22 protein-coding genes and 2 pseudogenes are annotated in these 21,970 nt (G+C 67.6%); 11 read left to right on the top strand and 13 right to left on the bottom strand.

Annotation, left to right across the window (positions count from 1 at the left end):
• Nucleotides 1-44 precede the first annotated feature (44 nt).
• The gene (locus ABD378_RS20245; protein WP_344522331.1) at nucleotides 45-1,523 is read left to right on the top strand and encodes an aminotransferase class I/II-fold pyridoxal phosphate-dependent enzyme; all 1,479 of its coding nucleotides are present in this window, start codon (nucleotides 45-47) and stop codon (nucleotides 1,521-1,523) included.
• Nucleotides 1,524-1,711: 188 nt separating this feature from the next.
• Nucleotides 1,712-1,945 (top strand): hypothetical protein, encoded by a 234-nt coding sequence (locus ABD378_RS20240; RefSeq protein ID WP_344522330.1) that lies wholly within the window; start codon nucleotides 1,712-1,714, stop codon nucleotides 1,943-1,945.
• Nucleotides 1,946-2,215: 270 nt separating this feature from the next.
• Here ABD378_RS20240 and ABD378_RS20235 read toward each other — a convergent pair whose 3' ends face one another.
• The 3 genes and pseudogenes from ABD378_RS20235 to ABD378_RS20225 all read right to left on the bottom strand — a co-directional run bounded on the left by ABD378_RS20235 (nucleotide 2,216) and on the right by ABD378_RS20225 (nucleotide 4,560).
• A complete protein-coding gene (locus ABD378_RS20235; protein ID WP_344522329.1) occupies nucleotides 2,216-2,587 on the bottom strand; it encodes an SsgA family sporulation/cell division regulator in 372 nt (123 codons plus the stop codon).
• Nucleotides 2,587-3,209: pseudogene (locus ABD378_RS20230) on the bottom strand (substrate-binding domain-containing protein); the annotation flags it as partial. The gene ABD378_RS20235 and the pseudogene ABD378_RS20230, both read right to left, overlap by 1 nt.
• Nucleotides 3,210-4,020: 811 nt before the next feature.
• Nucleotides 4,021-4,560 (bottom strand): hypothetical protein, encoded by a 540-nt coding sequence (locus ABD378_RS20225; RefSeq protein WP_344522328.1) that lies wholly within the window; start codon nucleotides 4,558-4,560, stop codon nucleotides 4,021-4,023.
• A gap of 251 nt (nucleotides 4,561-4,811) precedes the next feature.
• On the opposite strand from ABD378_RS20225, the gene ABD378_RS20220 reads away from it, so the two are divergent.
• On the top strand, nucleotides 4,812-5,372 hold the full coding sequence (locus ABD378_RS20220) for a hypothetical protein (RefSeq protein ID WP_344522327.1): 561 nt from the start codon (nucleotides 4,812-4,814) through the stop codon (nucleotides 5,370-5,372).
• 105 nt (nucleotides 5,373-5,477) lie between these two features.
• Here the strand turns inward: ABD378_RS20220 and ABD378_RS20215 are convergent, their stop codons facing one another.
• Nucleotides 5,478-5,873, bottom strand: a complete 396-nt coding sequence (locus ABD378_RS20215; RefSeq protein WP_344522326.1) for a VOC family protein — start codon at nucleotides 5,871-5,873, stop codon at nucleotides 5,478-5,480.
• Nucleotides 5,874-6,137: 264 nt separating this feature from the next.
• Complete coding sequence (locus ABD378_RS20210; RefSeq protein WP_344522325.1) at nucleotides 6,138-6,728, bottom strand: TetR/AcrR family transcriptional regulator; 591 nt, start codon at nucleotides 6,726-6,728, stop codon at nucleotides 6,138-6,140.
• Between the two features lie 143 nt (nucleotides 6,729-6,871).
• On the opposite strand from ABD378_RS20210, the gene ABD378_RS20205 reads away from it, so the two are divergent.
• From ABD378_RS20205 to ABD378_RS20190, 4 genes and pseudogenes are all read left to right on the top strand, one after another.
• Nucleotides 6,872-7,606: an SDR family NAD(P)-dependent oxidoreductase gene (locus ABD378_RS20205; protein WP_344522324.1), complete on the top strand. Its 735-nt coding sequence runs from the start codon at nucleotides 6,872-6,874 to the stop codon at nucleotides 7,604-7,606.
• Between the two features lie 32 nt (nucleotides 7,607-7,638).
• On the top strand, nucleotides 7,639-8,268 hold the full coding sequence (locus tag ABD378_RS20200; RefSeq protein WP_344522323.1) for an NADPH-dependent F420 reductase: 630 nt from the start codon (nucleotides 7,639-7,641) through the stop codon (nucleotides 8,266-8,268).
• An 83-nt stretch (nucleotides 8,269-8,351) separates the two neighbouring features.
• Nucleotides 8,352-8,602 (top strand): annotated as a pseudogene (locus ABD378_RS20195) (transposase family protein); the annotation flags it as partial.
• A gap of 11 nt (nucleotides 8,603-8,613) precedes the next feature.
• Nucleotides 8,614-9,786: a carboxylate-amine ligase gene (locus ABD378_RS20190; RefSeq protein WP_344522322.1), complete on the top strand. Its 1,173-nt coding sequence runs from the start codon at nucleotides 8,614-8,616 to the stop codon at nucleotides 9,784-9,786.
• 121 nt (nucleotides 9,787-9,907) lie between these two features.
• On the opposite strand, the gene ABD378_RS20185 is transcribed toward ABD378_RS20190, so the two are convergent.
• On the bottom strand, nucleotides 9,908-10,411 hold the full coding sequence (locus ABD378_RS20185) for a GNAT family N-acetyltransferase (RefSeq protein ID WP_344522321.1): 504 nt from the start codon (nucleotides 10,409-10,411) through the stop codon (nucleotides 9,908-9,910).
• A 285-nt stretch (nucleotides 10,412-10,696) separates the two neighbouring features.
• Nucleotides 10,697-11,986: an MFS transporter gene (locus ABD378_RS20180; RefSeq protein ID WP_344522320.1), complete on the bottom strand. Its 1,290-nt coding sequence runs from the start codon at nucleotides 11,984-11,986 to the stop codon at nucleotides 10,697-10,699.
• Nucleotides 11,987-12,408: 422 nt separating this feature from the next.
• On the opposite strand from ABD378_RS20180, the gene ABD378_RS20175 reads away from it, so the two are divergent.
• From ABD378_RS20175 to ABD378_RS20165, 3 genes are all read left to right on the top strand, one after another.
• Nucleotides 12,409-12,672 (top strand): hypothetical protein, encoded by a 264-nt coding sequence (locus ABD378_RS20175; RefSeq protein ID WP_344522319.1) that lies wholly within the window; start codon nucleotides 12,409-12,411, stop codon nucleotides 12,670-12,672.
• A gap of 132 nt (nucleotides 12,673-12,804) precedes the next feature.
• Nucleotides 12,805-13,611: a phytanoyl-CoA dioxygenase family protein gene (locus ABD378_RS20170; RefSeq protein WP_344522318.1), complete on the top strand. Its 807-nt coding sequence runs from the start codon at nucleotides 12,805-12,807 to the stop codon at nucleotides 13,609-13,611.
• 2 nt (nucleotides 13,612-13,613) lie between these two features.
• Nucleotides 13,614-13,817: a hypothetical protein gene (locus tag ABD378_RS20165; RefSeq protein ID WP_344522317.1), complete on the top strand. Its 204-nt coding sequence runs from the start codon at nucleotides 13,614-13,616 to the stop codon at nucleotides 13,815-13,817.
• A 23-nt stretch (nucleotides 13,818-13,840) separates the two neighbouring features.
• On the opposite strand, the gene ABD378_RS20160 is transcribed toward ABD378_RS20165, so the two are convergent.
• Nucleotides 13,841-15,589, bottom strand: a complete 1,749-nt coding sequence (locus ABD378_RS20160; protein WP_344522316.1) for an MFS transporter — start codon at nucleotides 15,587-15,589, stop codon at nucleotides 13,841-13,843.
• 543 nt (nucleotides 15,590-16,132) lie between these two features.
• A complete protein-coding gene (locus ABD378_RS20155) occupies nucleotides 16,133-17,305 on the bottom strand; it encodes a serine hydrolase domain-containing protein (RefSeq protein ID WP_344522315.1) in 1,173 nt (390 codons plus the stop codon).
• Between the two features lie 221 nt (nucleotides 17,306-17,526).
• Here ABD378_RS20155 and ABD378_RS20150 point away from each other — a divergent pair, with 221 nt between their 5' ends.
• Nucleotides 17,527-18,396: an NAD(P)H-binding protein gene (locus ABD378_RS20150; protein WP_344522314.1), complete on the top strand. Its 870-nt coding sequence runs from the start codon at nucleotides 17,527-17,529 to the stop codon at nucleotides 18,394-18,396.
• A gap of 542 nt (nucleotides 18,397-18,938) precedes the next feature.
• Here ABD378_RS20150 and ABD378_RS20145 read toward each other — a convergent pair.
• The 4 genes from ABD378_RS20145 to ABD378_RS20130 form a co-directional block, all read right to left on the bottom strand.
• Complete coding sequence (locus tag ABD378_RS20145; protein WP_344522313.1) at nucleotides 18,939-19,529, bottom strand: DUF6461 domain-containing protein; 591 nt, start codon at nucleotides 19,527-19,529, stop codon at nucleotides 18,939-18,941.
• Nucleotides 19,530-19,882: 353 nt separating this feature from the next.
• The gene (locus ABD378_RS20140) at nucleotides 19,883-20,887 is read right to left on the bottom strand and encodes a MerR family transcriptional regulator (protein WP_344522312.1); all 1,005 of its coding nucleotides are present in this window, start codon (nucleotides 20,885-20,887) and stop codon (nucleotides 19,883-19,885) included.
• 3 nt (nucleotides 20,888-20,890) lie between these two features.
• Nucleotides 20,891-21,562 carry a HEAT repeat domain-containing protein gene (locus tag ABD378_RS20135; protein WP_344522311.1) on the bottom strand — a complete coding sequence of 224 codons (672 nt, stop codon included), beginning with the start codon at nucleotides 21,560-21,562 and terminating at the stop codon, nucleotides 20,891-20,893.
• Between the two features lie 49 nt (nucleotides 21,563-21,611).
• The gene (locus ABD378_RS20130) at nucleotides 21,612-21,869 is read right to left on the bottom strand and encodes a hypothetical protein (RefSeq protein WP_344522310.1); all 258 of its coding nucleotides are present in this window, start codon (nucleotides 21,867-21,869) and stop codon (nucleotides 21,612-21,614) included.
• Nucleotides 21,870-21,970 lie beyond the last annotated feature (101 nt).

Raw genomic sequence — 21,970 nt, 5'->3', positions numbered from 1 at the left:
TCCCGAAGTGTTTTCTCGCCCTTCTGCAAGGGAAGCCGCACATTATGGATCATTCAGCAGCTCCTGTGCTCGACGCTCTGACGGCATACCAGGCGCGGGAACAACTGCCTTTCACGCCGCCCGGCCACAAACAGGGCCGGGGTGCCGATCCAAGGGTTCGGGCAGTTCTGGGTGACGCTCTTTTCGGCGCGGATGTGCTCGCCGTATCCGGGCTGGACGATCGGACCATGTCCCGGGGAATCCTGGGGCAGGCACAAGAACTGATGGCCGACGCGGTGGGCGCCGAACACACATTCTTCTCCACCTGTGGCAGTTCGCTTTCGGTGAAGGCGGCCATGCTCTCCGTTGCAGGGCCGCACGAAAAGCTGCTGGTCAGCCGTGATGCTCATAAATCAGTCGTCTCGGGCTTGATCCTCGCGGGTATCCAGCCGGTATGGGTCGACCCCCAGTGGGACCCTGATCTGCACCTCGCTCACCCGCCGGCTCCCGAGGCGTTCCGGTCCGCGTTCGAGGAACACCCGGATGCACGGGGGGCGCTGGTCACCAGTCCCACGCCTTACGGAACCTGCGCTGACATCGCAGCCATCGCGACGCTGTGTCACGAGCGGGGCGTGCCGTTGATCGTGGACGAGGCGTGGGGAGCTCACCTGCCCTTCCATCCCGAGCTGCCTACCTGGGCCATGGATGCGGGCGCCGACGTGTGTGTGACGTCGGTCCACAAGATGGGTGCGGGGCTCGAACAGGGATCGGTCTTTCACTTGCAAGGCGATCTGGTCACCGCGCAGACTCTCGCCTCCAGGGCCGACTTGTTGGACACCACCAGCCCTTCGGTGCTCATCTACGCAGGCCTCGACGGATGGCGCCGCCAGATGGTGGAGCATGGGCGGGAGCTGTTGGACGAGACCCTTTCGAGGGCTCGCCGTGTACGAGCGGCCATCGAAGAGATCGAGGGCCTGCACGTCAACGACCGCGATGACTTCTGCGGCGAGGCGCGCGCCTTCGACATGGACCCCTTGCAGATCTTTGTCGACCTGAGCGGGGTCAAGTTCAACGGCTACGACGCAGCCGACTGGATGCGCCGAAACCACCAGATCAACCTGCACACCTCCGACCACCGGCGCATCAACGCCCAACTCACATACGCCGACGACGAAACGACGACCGCACGACTCCTCGACGGCCTACGCGACCTCGTCGCCCACGCCGACGAGCTGCCACCCGCCCCGGAGATCCGCATCCCGGCCCCCGGCGACCTCCGCCTACAGCAGGTAACCCTTCCGCGGGACGCCTTCTTCGGCGAGATCGAGCAGATCCCCGCAGACAAAGCGGTCGGCAGGACCTGCGCCGAGATGCTCACGCCCTACCCCCCGGGGATCCCGGCAGCCGTCCCCGGCGAACGGCTCGACCAGGCCGTGGTGGACTACCTGCGGACCGGTGCCGACGCGGGGATGCTCATTCCCGATGCCGCCGACACCACCATGGGCACCATCCGCGTGTCCGTGCGAGACGCGGGCGCCGACTGACCGGTCGCCAGGACCCGGTACGCCACCGCTCGGTCGGCGCACGCGAAGGCCGCGAAGGGCTGCCCGTTCTGGAGTACGTCAAGGCTCCCCGGGTACTCGTCGGCCGCTTCGCGTTCCGCCCGGTGAGCAAGGCGATCCGTCCCCTGCTCGCCCCGGAATGTTCACCGACGATACGGAGGGCACTCGCCATGGCCAGCAGCGCCGAAACCGGAAGCACCACAGGTACGCGAGACAAGGACTACAACCTCATCTGGTACGTCGAATCGTGCCTGAGCAATGCGCTTCGCCTGGAGACCTACATCCAGGACGCGGAGCGCGAAAAGGACACCGAACTGGTCGACCTCTTCCGTAAGGCCCAAGCGGACAGCCGCAAAGGTGCCGAGCTGGGCAAGCGTCTTCTGCGGGCCCGCTTGAACGATTGACCGCCCGGATCGATCGTCCCGGCTGAAGACGCCGATGTGCCGCTGTTTGGAAGTGTCCATGCCGGATACCCGGCTCTGGGCCGAGCGGCCAAGGGAGCTGGGGCTGCGGCACGGGCTCCGCCTGGGATGGCGGGGCGCCCGTGCCGCAGCCCCAGTGCTGCTGTCGCAACACACCCCGAGTCCCGGTGGGGCCACGGCAGCGGAGGGGGAGAAGGGCCTCGCATCCTGGAAGCTGTGCTGTGATTCGACGCGTGAGTCTCGATCGCCGCTTCAGCAATCATTCAGCACAGAGTCGAGGAAGCTGTCCCAGTCCATGTGCGTGGACTCGGTGCCGGGTGGGACGAGGATCGTGGTGATGTTCAGCCAGGTGGCGACCAGGTCGCGGTCCGCTTGCACCACGGCGCAGCAGTGGGGCGGACCGAGCCGGATGCGCAACAGCACGAATTCGCGGTGGCGGACCGGCCACGCCGCCACGTCACCTACCCCTTCATGACGGCGCACCCCCTGCAGAAGAGTCTCCCGCGCAAGGGACCAGCAGACCGACGCCCCCGCTGCCTGCAAGGTGATGCGAACGGCGAAGGGGTCCAGCGAGGTGTAACGCAGTTCCAGGGCGAGCGGTGCAGCAGGTTTGCCGTTGCGCATCAGATGGGCTCGGTGGTGAAGGGTGCTGCTCCGATGAGGGTGCATCTGGATGTGAGGGGCAGGCTGGGACATCGACGATCACGCACTCCCGGGATGTGCGGATGGTGGGGCCGACCGCTGCCGGCATCCACGCACCTGCTGATCTGAAGTATGGGTAAACACGAGTGCCCCGGCTCAGACGGGTCACACGCAGCGCAGGAGTCCTCATCGATGTCGCGCGTACTCGTCGGCGGCAGCGCGCGTCGGAGTGGTCGACTGTCACGACTTGACCGGGTGCTGAGGGCACCGACGTCCCCTGGTACGGTGCGCCCCCGCTCCCGCAGGATCCGCAGGGCACCGGAAGCCATCACGTCCGAGGCGACGAACACCGCGTCCAGATCCGGCACTTGGTCGAGGAGCAGCGCCATGGCGTCAGCGCCGGTCGCGGTAGCCGTGGAGCCGGTCGATCGCAGACAGCGGGCAGCCCCATCTGTTCAACGAGGCCCGGCAACGGATCGTCGTCGCGCAGTGAGAACAGCAGGGCGCCGTCGACGTGACCGCCGCCCATGAAGTTGGAGACGCGCGGTTCGTTGACCACCACGGCGACGGCGTTGTTGCGGCGGGTGACCAGACTTCTGGCGGCGTGGAGGGCGGACTCGTCACCCCGGCGTAATTCAGGTGCTTGCCAGAGGGCTGATGACTACGCTGATGACTGTTCAGGTGCGCAGGCTGCGGCTACTTCTCCTCTCAAGAGAGCAACGCGGGTTCGAATCCCGTCGCCGGCCCCTGGCCGGTGTCGTCTAGCGGCCGAGGACGCTTACGTCGCCGCCGCCGAGTCTGATCTCTGAACACCTAAACGCGAGCCGTCCGCCACGGGGGACAAGGCGGACGGACGCGTTGTGTCAGCCCACGTGTCCGGTGTCGAGCACGACGAGTAGCCCGCCCACCCGGCGTACCAACCAACACCGGCCGCGGGCTGCCGCGTGAGCTACTACCGTCGGGCCTGTGAATCCTGGTCACTTCCAAGCCAGTGGTACGAGGCGCCGGTCTTGTAACCGCTGTCTGTCGCAGACCGCAGGGCCAGCAGCCAGGGACCCGGCAACGGCAGCCACCGTGAGGGCAGTTGCGATGCAACACGAGATTCTCCTTCGTGACGCATCCAGCTCCGTTCGGAACCCCATCGCACCGGATACGGCACGCCTATTTGGTGCGCCGGTCAACACCCCAGGTGGAGTACGTACATGGACGAACCGGAGGCATCGTCGAGGCCCGGCGGGCGGCCTGGCTACGCCGCTTCGTAGTGATGCGCACGCCGCCCGCCCACTTCACACCTCACCCACGACGGATCATCGAGCAGCCCCTCAGCGTCCGGCAGACCGGCACGGCGCTGGAAGTCGACGACTACGGCGCACTCATAGATCCAGGGTGCTGCCGCGCGGATGGTAGGGCATCTTCTAGTCCAGGACCCCGTCGCCGTCTTCGTCCGTGGCGGGTACGGAGTGGTCGTATACGCCGTCACCGTTGTCGTCGTACATGGGAGCGAGGCCCGAGCCGCCGGGGGAACCGCCGTTGACCGGCGATGAGGCGAGGCCGATGCCTTCACCCCCGCTGGAGGCCCCCACCGCGCCGCCAGGTGAACCGTTGCCCTGTTCCATCGGCGCAATGCCCCAGTCGTGCTCGGCAGGCGCTACGCCCGCGCCGCCGGGCGAGCCCCCGTTTTCGTCCATGGGAGCCAGCTTGTCGTCGCCATCCCAATCCAGGGCATTCCACGGGGCCTTGCCCTGGTAGTGCGCGGTTGCCGGGCTGGCGAGGCCCTGGCCGTAGTCGTCACTCATCGGCGCCACGGTCCAGTCGTGCTCGCTCATCGGAGCCAGGCCACCCCCGGGCGACCCGTGGCCGTCCCCTGCCATTGCGGCGCTCGTGCCGACGACGAGGCCGCCCGTAGCCAGGAGCGCCACCGCGGCAGTGCGCGCCACCGTCTTCTTGATCGCCATGCTTCCCCCATCGAATCGCGAACAGGTCCACCAGAGCCTCACCCGCCCGCCGCGAGGGGCGCCACACCTTTCGGCCCTGCCCGAAACAACACAGCTCATCGAGCCTGCCGAACCGAGTTCCGCCAGCGGCACACGCGGAGTCGGGGCCCCGCCGTGAACGGGTCGGCGTCCGTCTGGAGGGACTCGGGAACCGTTCCCGCGGATCCAGCGTGACCTCTTGACGTGTTGTCGGCTTGTGGTGAGGGGATCGAATGAGAGCGCGGACGATGGTCAGCGTGGCGGTATCGGCCTGTGTGGTGCTGGTGGCGTGCGCCTGCGGTGCGGACGGAGCGAAGGAGGACACGGACGCGAAGCCTTCGCGGTCGTCCGCGTCCACGGGGGCCAAAGAGCCGTCGGCCACGCCGTCCGCTGCCGCCGGGACCGAGTCGCCGTCGGCCGAGCCGGCCGGCGATCAGCCCGCGCCCAGGACGAAGGAGGGCGCGATCCAGCGGTACGAGCAGTACCTCCACGCCCTGGGCAATGAGGACATCGACACGGTCTGCGAAGTGGCCAGGCCCGCGGCGAAGAAGGCGCAGGACCAGGGGCTCGGCCCGTGCACGTCGACGTACGCCGCCGTGTTCCAGATGATCTCGCCCGCGCAGAAGAAGGCCTTGAAGACCGCGACGGTCGACCCACAGCGCATCGCCGTGCGTACGCCCGACAAGATCGAGATGCCGGTCGAAGCGGTCAGGCCCTCCGCCACCTTCTCCGAGAACGACCTCGGCAGCTACACCCTGGAGTACCTCAAGAACGATTGGTACATCACCGACTGAACCCGACGCGCCGTACGCGGAGCGGCGCGACGGACGCCTCCGCCCCCGCCTCCGCGCGCACGACGTGGGACCGGGTGCGGCTGCGGGTGCGTACCCGCCCGCGGGCTAGTTCTGGGGTGCCAGAGTGCGTAGAACGCAGAATTCGTTGCCCTCGGGGTCGGCCATGACCACCCAGTTTCGGTCGGAGCCCTGGCCCACATCCGTCGTGGTGGCGCCGAGGCCGAGCAATCTGGTCACCTCGTCCTCGGTGCTGCCGTCGATCGGGCTGACGTCGAGGTGAAGCCGGTTCTTGACGGTCTTGCCCTCGGGCACCTGTATGAACTGCACGGTGGGCGGCATCTGGCGTGCCCGAACTTCCTCGATGGTCGGCACCCAGGAGCCGATCTCGACCTTGCCCTCGCTCCGGTCGATCACCTTGAAGTCCAGGACCGCGCACCAGAAGTCCGCGAGCCGCTCCCCATCATGGCAGTCAACGGTCAACTCGGTGAACCTACTTGTCATGACTCTCCCAGGTAGTGCGGACGGCGCTCAGAGTATGCCGCCCGTCCGGAAGATCCGAGATCTTTGCGACTGGGGACAGGCTTGACCCAACATCAGATACGCGTGAAGCCCCTGGCCGGAACAGGTCTGGGGACATGCGAAGTATCACCCACCCAAGCGTGCTCGATGTCAGCCGGGCCGCTGCTGAGGCCGTCGCGAAGCTGCCTCCACGAAGGGCTGACTGTTTTGGGGCGCCGGTCTCCCTGGCGGCTTCTGCTGCGGCCCTCAGTGGTCATCGCCGGCTGCGGCGGGGATGGCGTTGTCGATGAGGACGGCGGCGATGGCGGCGGCGGTGGGGAAGGCGTCGGCGTCGAGGACCCGGGTGCGGGCCGCGGCGCCGTCGATGAGCAGCGCGAGCTGCTCGCCGAGCTGTTCAGGGTCGGCGGCGCCGGCTTCGCGGGCGGTGTCGGCGAGTCGCGCGGCGACGGCTTTCTTGTAGTCGCGCGCGTATTGGGACGCGGGGTGCTGGGGGTCGTGGAGTTCGACGGCGGCGGCGATGTAGGGGCACAGCGGGGTGGCGGAGGGGATGTCGAAGGCGGCGAGGAGCCGTTCGCGGGGCGTGAGGTCGGTGCGGTCGAACACGCCGGACAGCACGGAGGGGTCGAACCGGCGCAGGTACTCGGCGACGAGTTCGTCCTTGCCGGTGAAGTGCTGGTAGGCCGTGCGCTTGGACACCTGGGCCGCCGCGCAGAGCTGGTCCATCCCGGTGCGGTTGATGCCCTGCTCGCGGAACAACTGCTGGCCCGCACTGAGGATGCGCTCGCGGGCGCCCCGGCCGCGGCGGCGGCCCGTGGGCCCCTTCTCCAACTCCGTCATGGGTCCATCGTACCGGAGCTAGGTAACGACCGGTGTACATAGTTGCGCTCCGGCCACCCGCCCCCTACGTTAAGCACACAAGGCGGTGTACGTAATGCCGTCGGCCCATGCACACACGGCACCACCGACCCAAGGGAATGACCATGGGAAAGCTCGACGGCAAGGTCGCGGTCATCGCCGGCGGCACCACCGGCATGGCGCTGGCCGGCGCGAAGCTGTTCGTCGACGAGGGAGCGCACGTCTTCATCACCGGCCGCCGCCAAGACGCCCTGGACGAGGCCGTGAAGCAGATCGGCCGCAACGTCACCGGCGTCCAGGGCGACGCCGCCGACCTGGACGACCTGGACCGCCTGTACGGCACCGTCAAGCAAGAGAAGGGCAGCCTCGACGTGCTGTGGGCCAGCGCCGGCGGGGGCGAGCCGGCTCCGCTCGGCGAGATCACCGAGGCCCAGTTCGACACCTGGTTCGGGCTCAACGCCCGCGGCACCCTGTTCACCGTCCAGAAGGCCCTGCCGCTCTTCAACGACGGCGGCTCCATCCTCATGACGGGCTCCAACGCCTCCCTCGGCGCCTTTCCCGGCTGGAGCGTCTACGCAGGCAGCAAGGCCGTCCAGCAGGCATGGGCCCGAATCTGGCTCAACGAGCTCAAGGACCGCCGCATCCGCGTCAACGTCCTGACCCCCGGCCAGGTCGCCACCGCCAAGCAGGCAGAGCTCTTCGACGAGGCCACCAGGCGCCAGTTCGAGTCCCTCATCCCCCGCGGCCAGATGGGCCGCCCCGATGAAATCGCCACCGCCGCCCTCTTCCTCGCCTCCGACGACTCCAGCTACGTCAACGGCATGGAACTCGTCGCCGACGGCGGCACCACCGCCATCTGAACCGAGCAACCACAACCAGGGCAGGACACCTCATGAGCAGCATCAGCATCAGCATCATCGGCACCGGGAACATGGCCCGCACCATCGGCGCGCGGGCGATAGCCGGCGGCAACACCGTCGAGATCATGGGCCGCGATCAGTCCAAGGCCGCTGACCTGGCCAAGACTCTCGGCGGCGCCGCCACGACGGGAGAATGGGGCACCGCCCCGGCCGGGGACATCATCATCGTGGCCCTGCTGCACGACGGCGTCGTACCGGTCATCACCCAGTACGGAGACGCTCTCGCGGGCAAGGTCATCGTCGACATCAGCAATCCCTTCAACAGCACGTTCGACGGGCTGGCCCACCGCGAGGAGACCTCGATCGCGCAGGAAGTCGCCAAGGCGGCCCCGGCAAGCGCCAGCGTGGTGAAGGCGTTCAACACCGTCTTCCGCCATGTCCTGGAGAAGGGTCGGCCCGACGTCTTCATCGCCGGCGATGATGCGCAGGCCAAGGCACGTGTGGAAACGTTCATCAAGAGCCTCGGGATGCGCCCGCTGGACGTCGGCGGCCTGAAAATGGCGCACTGGCTGGAAGGAGCGGGTGTGGTCACGGTCGGCCTCGCCAACCACGGGGTGGGGAACTTGGACTTCGCCCTCGGCATCGCCGAACTTCCCGTCTGAGCAAACGGTTGACGGAGCCTCTTCGGAGCGGTTACCGATCGGGGGACGGGGCTGGCGTGAGGGTGGGGTACGCAACGGACAGGGCTCCCCGCGCCTACACCGGCGCCGGCCCCCGGGCTACTACCGGCCTCAAACGGCCACCCGGCGGCGAACTCACCCCCGCCCAGCGCACCGTCAACCGCACACTCGCCCAGGCCAGAGCACCCTTCGAACGCGGTCTGGCACGGCTCAAGTCCTGGCAGATCTTCCGCAGATCTTCCGCAGATCCTGCATCAGCCCCAACCGCATGACCGTCATCGCCAAAGCCGTCCTCACCCTGGAGCGGCAACGCTGAAAATGCTCACTATGAGCAGCCAACCTCACAGCGAGCGGGCAGCAACAGATGCCCCGGCGCCGCAATTCACCCTCCATTCGGGCAACGCATCAGCTCCGCTCACCGTCGGAATCGAAGAGGAATTACTTCTGATCGACCCGGTCACGCGAGAACTCAGCCCGCAGGGACCGGAATTGGTGCGAGAAGTATTTGGCGAACTCGGCGACCGGACCGGCACCGAGCTGACCCGTTACCAAGTCGAACTCCGCACCGAGCCCCACACCTGCCTGGGAGAAGCAGGCGAACAGATCCGCACCGCGAGAAGAACTCTCGCGGACAGCGCCAACCGTCTGGGCCTGCGCATCGCCTCGACCGGAACCCCGGTGCAGGCCCCCACGGCCCCGGTCTTGTTCACGCCAGGCCCCCGCTACGCACAAAGCGTGGCCCACTACCGCGCTCTGGACGATGAGCAGATCGTATGCGCCTGCCACATCCACGTCGGCCTGCCCGACCCCCGTGATGCCGTCCAGGTCAGCAATCATCTGCGGTCCTGGCTCCCGGTACTGACCGCACTGACCGCCAACTCCCCCTTCTGGGGAGGCCAAGACACCGGATACGCGAGCTGGCGCACCACCAGCTGGGGACGATGGCCGGTGGCCGGCCCGCCGCCCTACCTTGAATCACCCGCCCACCTCGACGAGCTCGTTCAGACCCTCATCCGTACTGAAGCACTCATTGATCGTGCCGGCCTCTACTGGGACATCCGACCCTCCCACCACCTCCCGACCTTGGAAGTACGCGTCGCAGACGCTGCCCTCACCCCCAACGACAGCATCCTCCTCGCCGCCATCGTCCGAGCTCTCACCGCGACCGCCCTCACCGCCATCGCAGGAGGTGAACCGCCGCCCCGGCCGGTACCCGAACTGCTGCGCGCCGCCTGCTGGCGAGCAGCACGCGACGGCTTGTCCGGCAAGGGCATCGATCTGTCCACCGGGCGCCTCGTGGCACAGCAGACGCTGGCCGAACGTCTGTTGCACCACATCACGCCGGCTCTGGACCAGCACGGCGACCTCGCCCTTGTGCGTAGCCATTGGAGACGTCTACGCACCGAAGGAACCGGAGCGGACCGCCAACGCGCCGCCTACCACCGACGGTCCAGCACGAACGACGTCACCGACTACATCATCGCGGCGACGACCTGCTAGCCGTGAACGCCAGGCAAAACCTGGCGCCACGACCAGGGATTCGATGGTGAGGGGCCGACCGCACACTCGGTCACGTGAACATGAAGCATGAAGCATGAAGCCCCAGAGGCGCGACCCCGCATCACGGCAATGAGCGTGTGAGCCATACGACTTCACCGTTGTCTTCCGTGGAGACGTGATCCCGCTCGAACCCGAGCTTCTCAAGGACACGGAACGACGGTGTGTTCCACGAGGCGACGGTCGCCCAGAGCCGTTTCCGCCCGGTCGCTACAGCGGCATCGAGCACCGCACCGGCGGCCTCGGTGGCGTAGCCATGCCCATGCGCGCGCTGGAACAACTCGTACGCGATTTCAGGCTCCTCCACGGTGGAGCGGCCGATGATCAGCCCGCAGTAGCCGATGAAGTCGCCTTCGTCACGGCGCTGGATGGGCAACAGGGCGAACCCCGTTGTCGCCGTCGCGGTGAGCAGCTCCGCGATGGACGTCCGGGTGTGCTCGACCGTGGGCGTCCCGTTGCCGCGTTCGGAGAGGAGGGCGCTGAACTCGGCGGCGTCCGAATCGGCCCAGGGCCGCAGTATCAGCCGCTCGGTCTCAAGGTGGAACGACATCGTCTCGTACGTAGACATGCCCCTACTCTGCCCCACGGACCATCACGACCTGCAGCTGGAGTACGGAGTACTAGAGCGCGGCTGAGAGGGACCGCATTCCCCGCGCCCTGCACCTACCTGGCGGGCTGGACGACAACCAAGCTCCGCCGGAAGCTGACCGCCGACACCACGGAGAAGGCCACGCTCGGTCAACTCGCGGCCGATCGTCCCGACACCACCGTCACCACCGTCACCTACGCGCCCGCACCCGGACAGCGCCCGCCGCCACAATGGGGCGGTGCAGCCGGAAGCACCGTGGTCTGGTCAGGTTTCTCTGCCGGCGGATTCCCCAACTGCGGCCGGAGCGGCGTCGGATGTTCCTCGAACCTCTGCCTTGCGCAGATTGCGGATCGCCGGCACGGACAGCAGTGCTACCGCCACCCCCATCGCCATCACCGCGTTGAACCCCAGCACCTCGCGCACCCCGAAGATCTCGGACGCGGGACCGGCGAGGGCCTGCCCCACGGGCATCATCGCCACCGATCCGGCCACGTCGTAGGCATGTACCCGGCTCCGCACCTCGGTCGGCACCTGGGTCAGGATGCTGGTCGTCCACATCACGCCCCAGAAAGCGTTGGCGGCACCGGCGGCCGCGAGCCCCGCGGCGATCAGCGGCACCGGCAGCTCGAGCGCCACCGACGCCGGCTGCATCCAGTACAGCAGCAGCGCGACGGAACCGGCCCGCAGAGGTCGCACGGGCCGAACCCGCATGGCGATGAGCGCACCGGCGGCCATACCGGCGCCCATGGCCGAGTTGACAAGCCCGAGCGTGCGGGGGCCGTGCTCGGAGACGACCTCGGTCGCGATCAGCGGGATCATCGGCCCCCAGGACGAGATCATGAGGACCATCCAGATCACGATGACGCCCCAGAGCCAGGTACGGGACCGGAACTCCTGCCACCCCTGCACCAGATCGGAGCGGAAGGAGCTCTCCTTCGCCACCATGGACCGGCCTGTCGGCGGCAGTCGCAGCAGCGCCAGACAGATGGCACTCGCCAGATACGTGATGGCGTACGCGACGAAGACCCCGCCCGGCTCGGTGAGCCCCACCAGCGCTCCGGCCACCGCAGGGCCCGCCATGGTCATCAGGGACTCGATGGTGCGGATGGCCCCGTTCGCGCCCTGCACGTCCGCGGCGATCCGCGGGATGAGGGTGGGCAGACCGGGCTGGAAGAGGGCGGCGCAGATGCCGTTGATGGCAGACAGCACACAGATCTGCCAGACGACGATGTGGCCGGTGAAGAAGAGCCCGGCCATGAGGGCTTGCACGACGACGCGTACAAGGTCCGCCCCGATCATCAGCACCCGGTTGTTCACCCGGTCGGCGATCACCCCGCCGAAGATGACGAACCCGGCAAAGCATGCCGTCATGCTGGCCAGTACGGCCCCCACCACCCCGGCCCCGTATCCGCTCAGGACCAGCCCGGCGGCCAGCGCCACCGGGGCCATCGTGTCGCCGAGCCGGGCGATGCCACGGGCGGCGAAGAAGAGCGAGAAGTTACGGGACCACAGGCCCCCTGGCGCGACGGATATGTCCCCGGGGGCACTAGTCATGATGGGCGCAGTGTCGCGGCCGCCAAGTGCTCCGGGCAACCGAATTACGTCGCTCGGCTGCGCCGCATGCGGCGGCTATGCCGGTTGTGCCGTGCGTACCCGTCCCGGAGCTCCGGATCCCGGCAGGCCGCATATCCCGTGACCTGACACCCTGCTACCCCTCCTCCCACTGGCTCTGGCCGCTCTCGCCTACCGGCGCGCGGGTTGGCAGGTCCTACGGCGCCGCAACCGGCGTCCCGACGCATTGGCTCAACTGGCCGCCGGGCCGGTCCACTTCGACCGGCCAGTGCCGCCAACTCCTCGGACGGTCACGGAGGAGAGCACGGCCTGGCTCGAAGAGGACACCAATGCGGCCCTCGCCCCGCGCCTCGAGCTGGTACACCGCCATCAGCTTCGCTCTGATCACTGGCACGCGGGAAGACATGGCCGACCTGGTACTGATCGACACCGATCGCCGCCGGCAGCCGAACGGCGCCAACAAGTCCCTGTTCTCCCACATGGGAGCGGCTATCGGCTGGGACGCCTACCACCTGGCCGAGCAACTGCCCACGCAGCCGCTCCAGATCGTGGTCGGCGGCATCGGCGGAATCGCGGGCGAATTCGGCGCCTACCGGGACGGGTTCGAGCTCTTCAACCGGGCCCGCTCGTGGCGGCGGCGATGGTCTCGCCGAGTATTGGAGGGTTGAGCCCGTGCGCGCTCGTGAAGGGCAAGACCGGTCGCGAGACGGCGGCGGCTCCTACAGGCCCGGTGAACACCCGACAAAGCCGGTGCGGAAAATGTCGGGTTATCGGGACCGGTGTCGCCGCACGATGGGCACATGGATGACACGACCTTGATATCCCGATTCCTCCGCGACGGCTTCGTGAAGCTGGAGGGAGCCGTCGCGCCGCGCGTGGCCGCGGACTGCGCGCGGCTGCTGTGGCGGGAGACGGGCTGCGACCCGGACGATCCAGCGACGTGGACGCAGCCCGTGCACTGGGTGGCCGGCATGGCGCAGGGGCCGTTCGCCGCCGCACCCAACTCCCCGTCCCTGCAGCGCGCGTACGACCTGCTCGTAGGCGCGGGACGTTGGGAGCCGCGCTACTCGCTGGGGACCTTCCCACTGCGCTTCCCGCACGAGGAGGAGCCGGACGATGCGGGCTGGCACATTGAGGGGAGCTATCTGCCGGAGGGCGAGAGCTGGTACTTCACGAATCTGCGCACCCGGGGCCGGGCGCTGCTGATGCTGTTCCTGTTCAGCGAGGTCGGCGAGGAGGACGCCCCGACCCGGATCCGGGTCGGTTCACACCTCGATGTGCCGAAGGTGCTGGAGAAGTACGGGGAGGATGGGGCGAGCGGACTTGCCCTTGCGCCCGATCTGGTGGCGGCGTCAGACCACCGCCCACTCGCCCTCGCCACCGGCTCCCCGGGCGACGTCTTCCTGTGTCATCCGTTCCTGGTGCACGCGGCGCAACCGCACCATGGGGTACGGCCGCGCTTCATGGCCCAGCCGCCGCTGCTGCCGGTCGCGCCGTACGAACTGGAGCGGGTCGACGGCGCGTACTCACCCGTGGAGATCGCGATCCGTCGGGGCCTGGGACAGGACGCTCCTGGTCCGGACGACGGCGACAGTAGCGCCGCGTAGACATGGGTTCATCCGTCCTGGACCTGAGCGGAGAACCAGTGCCCGGGCAGCGGCGCGATCCGCGCCAATTCGCGCTGGACGGCGGGCATTCGCTGCCCTTCGACCTGCCCGACCTGCCCGAGCTGTTCGCCCGTACCCTCACGGAGTTCGCGGACCGGCACCAGGCAGAGATCGCCGGTGCTCCGGCTGCCCTGCGGCGAGCCTGAGCCTGGGTTCTGCCATCACGCTCTCAGACGGAGCTGCGGGCCTCTTCGTAGTCCGGCTCCGGTATCGGACCCTTCTTCTTTCCGGCAGCAGGCAAGGTAATCAGCAGCACAGCCGCTCCGAGGAGTGCGATGACCGCGATCCAGCCCGCGCCGACGTGGATAGCGTGGACAAACGCATTGTCAGCAGCCTGAGCAAGAGTGGGCCGGTGGATAGCAGTGGCGACGTGGCGGGCCTGTTCGGCGGAAACTCGGGCCTGATCCTGCACCGGACCGGGTGCACCGTCCAGCGAAGGTTCGATCGCACGTCGGTACATGGTCGACATGATCGTGCCGCCTACAGCGATTCCCATCACGCTGCCGGTTTGTCGCACGGTGTTGGTGACGGCCGATCCTGCACCGGCCTGTTCCAACGGCAGGTCGCTGATCAATGCGGCCGTAACGGGGCCGATCACCATTCCGATCGAGAGACCCTGGACCAGCAACAGGATCTCGATCCAGGCGAGTGGAGTCTGGAGTCCGATGAACGCGTACCCGCCCATGGTCAGCGCGGCCACGGTTAGCGCCGGAACGGTGACAAGGCGTAGCGGCAGGCGGCGAACCAGGCGCGAGGCGAGGGGCGCCCCCGCGAGCGCGCCGAGTGCGGTCGGGATATTGGCCAAACCCGCCTTCATCGGAGAAAATCCGAGCGCGCCTTGCAGGTAGAAAGCGTTATAGAAGGTGATGGCTGCCACGCCGAAGAGCAGCAATCCGAGCGCCACATTGCCGCCACCGAATGTGCGTTGCGCGAACAGTCGCGGATCAAAGCTGGGCATCTTGGCGCGCAGTTCGACGAGTACGAAAACGGCTAGCAGAGCCAGGCCGACAACGATCGGCGCCCAGACGTCGGTGCGACTCCACGCCGCCACCTGCCCCGCCCGGATCAGCCCGTAGGCCAACGCCACGAGCCCACTGATCGACAACAACATTCCAGCGGGGTCCAGTGGTCGCAGAGTGGGGCTGCGGAAATTCGGAATCAGCACGGCGAGCCCGACCAACGCCAATACCGCGACCGGGACATTTATCAGAAAGACCGAGCCCCACCAGAAATGATCGAGCAGGAACCCCGCAAGCACCGGGCCGGCAGCCATTCCGACACCGGCCGACGTCGAGAAAATGCCGATCGTGGCAGCCCGCGCGGGGCCAGTAAAGGTCCACATAAGGATGGCCATCATGGCGGGCGTGATCAGCGCGCTGCCCACCCCCATCGCAGCTCGAGCTGCAATGAGCTGGCCCGCACCGCTTGCGTACGCCGCCCACAGTGAGGACCCGGCGAAGATCACCAACCCACTGGAAAATACAGTCCGGTGACCGAACCGATCGCCCAATGCACCTGCGGTGAACATCAATGTGGCGAAGGCCAGCGTGTACGAACCGGTCGCCCATTGCAGCTGACCGGGATTGGCCCCCAGTCCACGGACCGGGTCCGCAAGGGTCTCCAGGGTAGTACTCAGGACGGTATTGTCCAGCCAAATCAGCAGCGAACACAACATAAGAACGGCGAGAATCAACTGCTGCCTGAACTTCGGCAACGTTGGAGGCGCGGTCATAAACACCTTCAGATATCGATCGGCGGGAACCTGAACGACTGGACCATAAGCAAACTCCACGACGCCGTCAAGCTTAGAGTTTCTCGTCAAAACTGTTGCGGCTAAACGGACCTTATGCCCTCTGCCGAATTTGCGGACTGAACAATTGTGTGCCCTCAGGCGGATTTGCAAATTGAAGGATTTCATGACTTCCGGGGTTGCGACTGGGCGAAATTTCATGCCCTCCACTGCGCCACTCAACACGGCCTTCAGAACTCAGTCCCGGCGATCGGGTTCGGCTGCGCGAGGTCACTTGCTTCGTCGGTCTTCCGTGCGAGATCTTCGGCGCTCACACGCCGTCGAGGCGGCCAGCTGCCCGAGCGGCAGTCCCTGCCGGGCCGAGGTGAGCAGGGCAGGACGCAGGCCCAGCGGGTCGGACAGCTGCCGCCGTTAGGAAGAATCCACTCGACCGACCAACGAAGGGGCCGGTCGTCATCCAGCCGCAGACCGGATCGGCCCGCGTCGACCGAAACCAACGTATGCAGGCTCAGGAGTCGTGCGGGCCTGGGCCGCCGGTCGAAGCGTGCGGTTCGCAGGGCTTTCGGTGGGCAGGTTGCGGTGCGGTCCGAGAGGGGGGAGGAGGAGCGCACGTCATAGCTGGCCGCGCGTCGAACGGCCAGCGCCCATCGGGGCGGCAGTACCTGCCGCCTTCTGTGCCCGCCGGGCCCAGCAGTTCCGCCCGCATCCTGCTTAGTGCTTGCGCAACAGCGCGCAGACGAAGTTCTCCTCCACGGTCCGCAGCCGCTCCAGCAGTTCCGGCTTGTTCGTCTTGTTGACTTGCGTGGTGAGGGAGACGGTCAGCGACCGCTTGCCGTCCGGGGTGGCTGCGATCAGCTGCGTGTAGCCGGGGAAGTTGCCCGTGTGGCCGTACACCACGCCGCAGCGGGTGGTGTAGCGGAAGATGGCCAGACCGGCTTTGTTCTTGCCGGGACCCGCGGGTTCGGAAGCGCCCTTTACCCAGTTCAGCTGCTGGTGGCGGGTCCGGTCGGAGATCAGCTTTCCGCCCGCGTAGCCGCGGATGAAGGCCGTCATGTCCTTCGGCGTCGAGGTGATCCCGCCCGATGCCCACACGCCCGACGCACTCAGTACCTCGCTGACGTCCTCGGGCGGGTTCGGCGGCGTGACGTCGTAGCCGTGCATGTACGGCTCGGGCATCCGGTAGCCCTGCGGCAGGCTGGTGCTGCGCAGATCCAACGGGCGGTACACGAGCTGGGCGAGCAGATCTTCGTAGCGGCAGTCTGTCACCGCCTCCGCCATCAGTGCCACGGCGATGTTGTCGGAGTTGGAGTAGGCGTACCGGGCCCCCGGACGGAACATCAACGGCTCGTCGGCCGCGAAGTCCAGCAGTCGGCGGGAGTTGAAGTGGTGGCGCGGGTTCTCGGTCACCAGGGCCAGGAACTCCGGGTTCGCGCTGAAGTCCGGCAGTCCGCTGGTGTGGTTCAGGAGCTGCCGCAGCGTAACCCGATGCCATGCACGCGGCAGCCGGGGAAGCACCTTGCCGATGGTGTCGTTCAGACGCAGCTTCCCGCGGTCGACGAGCTGGAGGGCGACCGCGCCGCTGTACGCCTTGGCCGTACTGGCGATGCGCATGTGATCGGTGACCTCGATCGGGCGGTCGGCGCCGGTCTCGGCAACACCGGCCCGGTAGACCTCGGTGCGGGACCCGCGCTTGAGGACGGCGATCGCTCCGGGCGGTCCGCCGGGCGCGATGGTCAGTTCCTGCAACTGCCGCCGCAGGGCGCGGTCGTCGTCGGCGGGGGCATCCGCGGCCTGGGCCGGGGCATGTACCAGCCCGGCCATGCAGGCAGCGGCCAGCAGAGCGACAAGGGGCAGGCGGAGCTGCGGGGATCTGGGAACTGGCACGGTAGGACTCCTGAAGCGTCAGCGCAGTGGGACGTCCAGCCTCACCCGTCGGTCAGGAACCTGCGCGCTGCTCTGCTCCAACCAGCCGAGAGCGGTACGCGGGCAAGGCCCCGAGGCCCGCGCAGAGCTTCTCCAGGTCGCCCATGATCGCTGATGCGGAGAGCATCAGGCCACAGATGTCCATAACGTGGGTTCAGACCCCGAGGGAAGGAGACCGCACCGTGCGGATCGCAGTGACTACACCCAACGGAAACGTCGGCCACCACCTGACGCGGGCCTTGGTACGAGCAGGTGTCCGGCCCCTGCTACTGATGCGCCGCCCCGACCAACTCTCCGAAGAGCTCCGCGAGCACGTGGACGTAGCTTCCGCCGACTCCTGGGACCAAGAGCAGGTGGTGGCCGCCACACGCAACGTCGATGCCATCTACTGGGTCGATCCGACCTCGGCATCCGAGGACCCGATGGCCGACTATGCGCGCGCGACCGAGTCGGTCGTAGAGGCGGTGAGGCGGAACGAGATCACCCGGGTCGTCTTTCAAAGCAGCGTCGGCGCGGAGAAGCGTCACGGTGCTGGAGAGATTGACGGCCTGGCAGCGACGGAGGTGGCCCTGGACCGGCTGGGCATCGAGGTTGCTCATCTTCGGTGCGGCTACTTCTTTTCGAACCTGACCCTGCAGATCGAGGCTCTTCGGGCAGGCACGATCCAGACGGTCTTGCCGCTGGATGCCTCCATGGGTTGGGTCGCCCCTCGCGACATCGCCGAGGTCGCCGCCACGGTGTTGCTCAATCCCTCGTGGCAGGGGCGGCGCATCCAGGCTGTTCACGGACCTGAGGACCTGACTTGGAGTCAGGTCGGACACATCCTGACCACGGAACTAGGCCGGCGGGTAGCCGTGGAAGCCGTGAATGACGAGGCGATGTACGAGCAGTACCTTGCGGCGGGCATGTCACCAGGTCTGGCAACTGCCGTGCTCGGAATGTCTACGGGACTGCGGGACGGCTTCGTCCCCGAGCAGCCGCGCTCGATCGTCTCCACGACCCCGACGACGCTGCGGAGCTGGGTGCACGAAGAGCTTGCCCGGTGCATCTGAACCGCTGGCGAATCAGCCCCCGTTCTCACGATTGATCAACGTCCCCGGTCAGCACAGCTAGGAGCTGTCCGGGCGATCATGTGACCGCCCCGTGCCTGGGCGTTGTTGTGGGCATGGGGCGGGGCGGGGCCGAAGCGGCAGACTCCACCTGAGCGTGGACGGTCGTTGCCGCGCACTGTCCGTGCTCGTCACCGGGGGACAGCGGGCAGGCTGCACCCAGTTCCAGACGGTGCTGGCGAAGATCTGGGTTCCGCGGGTCGGTCCGGGCTGAACCGCGCACGAAGCCCGACAGCATCGCGGCCGACAAGGGATACAGCAAAGGCGAAGCAGTCCCGGGCCGTGGCCACTCGCTGTGACAAGCGCGGCTACGTGTTCCTCGGCACCACACCAACCGCACCAACCGCAACTCTGCCCATCTGGCTTCGGAGTTGAGTCCCGATCTCACCAAGAGATTGGCCGATAGGCCAGGGCCTGATCGACTACCTCTTCAGCCGAAGGCTCCTGCTCCAGCGGCCCAAGGACCAAGAGGGTTGAGGGCCGAATTAGATGGCGATTGGGGAGAGGCCGCCGGTCCAAGGGCCCTCGAAGTCGGCTGCGGTGAGGGTGATGCCGGTCAGGACGCGTACGGCGAGGATGAGGCAGCCTTCGGGTTCTTCGGTGTCGGCTTCGCCGGTGGGTTCACAGTCGTCGGAGGCGTCGAAGCCGGCCGCGGTGAGGGAGCCGATGACGGGGTGGGTGGTGTCTACGCTGCCGGAGGGGCCGTCGAAGTAGCCGCCGGACAGTTCGAGGCGGCCGAGGATGGCGCCGTCGTGGGCGATGGTGGCCGTCTTCGTGTCGGGGTCGCGGTAGGCGCTGATGGCAGTGTGGCCGTCGGCGGCGAGGGTGCGCAGGACATCGTCATCGGAGCCGATCCAGCTTTCGAATTCGATGGTGAGGGTCCAGCCGCCGGGCATTTCGCGGCCGAGGACGAAGGCGCCTTCGCCCTGGTGCTCTTGGAGGAAGTGTGCGGCTTGGTTCAGGCCCGCGGGGCAGGGGACGGGGTTGGCGACGCCCATGAGGTGGAGGGCTTCGGTGAGTGGGTGGGGGGCGAGGGTTACGCACCAGCCTTCGCCGAACATCTCGTCCAAGTCCACGGTATGGGGCCTTCTTTGTCGGGTCCGCGGCGGCCATTGTGTCTAGATGGCTGAGCCCAAAGGGTAAGTGGCGCACATGACATGAGGTGAGGAAGCCCAAAGATCGGTCGTGCCGCAACCGTTCCCACTCGGCCTCTGTCAGACCGCCCCGCCCCATAACCACAACAACGCCCCAGACACGGGGCGGCCACATGACCGCCCGGACAGACAACTCCTAGGTGGTGTGGAAGCCGGGTCAGGAGGTCAGCTGGCCCCTATCCGGGGAGGGGAAGGGGGAGGGGCGGCGATAAGAGTCGGGTGCCCCTGCGCCCTGTGCCCCGCGGGCCGCGTGCGCGGATCCCAGGAGAGAACCGTCACCGAGCGTCGCGCAGCTGAAGAAGGTACGCCGCAGTCAGCGCAACGGCACGGTCCCCGTCATCCGACAGTTCCACGAGGGCACGTGACGCCGTCGTTCCCGGGATGCCCGCCAGTGCCTGGGTCAGCCGTCCGCGGGCAGGTGCCTCAGTAGTGTCGAGGGCGAGTCGGTCGAGGACCCTGGTCGCGATCTCATCCGCCGTCCCGGTGTCGCTCGCCAGCACGCTCAGTGCATCGGCTGCATCGGTGTCGTTCCTTCCCTCCACGATCATGCCGATGAGCGTCGGGACCGCATCGGCCACACCACGTGCCCCGAGCGCCAGAGCCGCGTACCTGCGGACCACGATGTCGGGGCTCGCGAGAGCGTGCCGAAGATGCTCGGCAGCCTCACCGCCGGGCATCTCGGCGAGGGACTGGACGGCACGTTCCCGCACCGCGGCCACGGGCGAGCCGAGGCCCTCAGCCAGCAGCGCCGTGCCGCCGTCGCCCGATCGCGCCAGCGCCCATCGAAGGGCTCCGGCCACATTCGGCTCCGTCTCGCTCAGCGCCGCCTCGACCAGGGCCTCCACCGGCACCGGAACCGCGTCGACCGAGGAAAGGGCCGCGCGCTGGCGCGCGTCGGCGCTCTTCGACCCGAGCGCCTGGAGGAGCGCGACGACCTGGAGGACGTCCTCCCACCCGGTGGGGTCCACGGCATCGATCCGGCGCAGCCGCGTGAGCAGTTCGGTCTCCGCCGCGATGCGTTCGCGTGTCTGACGGATGAGGTCGCCGACGAGCGCCGAGAGCGTGAAGCCGGGGTCGTCGAGCGCGCGCCCGATCTCACGCAGCGAAAGACCCAGCGACCGCAGGCTCTCGATATGGAAGATCCGCCGGATGTCCTCCCCGGAATACTCCCGATATCCGGAGCCCGTGCGGCCCGAAGGGCGCACCAGACCGAGCGACTCGTAATGCCGGAGCATGCGGGCACTGACCCCGGACCGTCGCGCAACCTCACCGATCAACACGTCTTATTGTCCCTCCTGGCCGGAGCCACCGAGGGCCACGACGCGCTTGGCCTCCTCGATCGCGAACTCGAACCCGGCGTCCGGGTCGCGCAGCAGCCGTTGTGTGGCGAGCGCATGCGTACGTACGCGGGGGTCAGGAACCGTGGTCGCAGGACGCAGAGCCGGCCCGATCACTTCGCCCAGCGCGACCAATGCCCGGCTGAGACTCAATTGCGTCTCCCGCCCACCGCGCCCGAGCTGTGTCGCCAACACCGAGGCCAACGCGGACTCCTCACCTTCCGGCACGAGCACGACCGCGGCCCGCCAGGCGCTCCGCGCCACCTCGTCGTCGCCGTCGGACAACAGCGTCCGTGTGATGGCCGGCCACGCCTGCCTGTCCCCGATCTTGGACAGCGTGTGCAGCGCCTGGCTCCGTGCCTGCGCACGCTCCGAGCGGACTTCGCGGACCAGCTCGGGAAGCGTCATGGACACCGGGTGGCGGGCGAGCGCCCACGTCAACATGTCGCGGACGAAGAACTCGGGCTCGATCGCGCATCGCTCGATGAGCTTGTCGACGAAGCGCGGGTCAGGCGCCGTGCCGACCTCCAGAGCAGCCCGCAGTCGCACGGACGAACGCCCGTCCTCCAACCCCTGGAGCGCTCGTATCGCATCCGTGCCCTGTCTTGTGATCGTCATCGAGACCACCTCCTTGGCAAGCAGTGAAGGCCCTGCCACCGTGTCAAGGTCAAACAGGCCCACTGCACAGCCACCGGTCATCTGCCGCGTGGGGCGGGTCCACTTCGGTGACTGTCACCGTGGGATAGCGTCGAATCTCCGTCAGGGTCAGCTCGACGGTCCGGCCGTGCGGGCTCACGCAGTGGAACCGGGCGCCCAGCCGTGTCGTCGCCAGGCAACGCACCACGATGGCGAGCAGATCGGTGCCGAGGCTGCACACCTGCACGATCTGAACCTCGGGCGGTAGTTCCACGGAGGACTCCGTCACCCCGTCATGATCTCAGAGCGTTCGACGAGGTGGCGATACGTCACCTGCAGGGAGCGTGCCTACAGGTGTGAAGTCAGCGGGCCCGAGGGCGACTTGGCGGC

Origin of the sequence: Streptomyces rectiviolaceus (assembly GCF_039533825.1) — a bacterium.
Taxonomy (GTDB): domain Bacteria; phylum Actinomycetota; class Actinomycetes; order Streptomycetales; family Streptomycetaceae; genus Streptomyces; species Streptomyces rectiviolaceus.
This window is presented reverse-complemented; position numbering and strand designations above follow the sequence as displayed.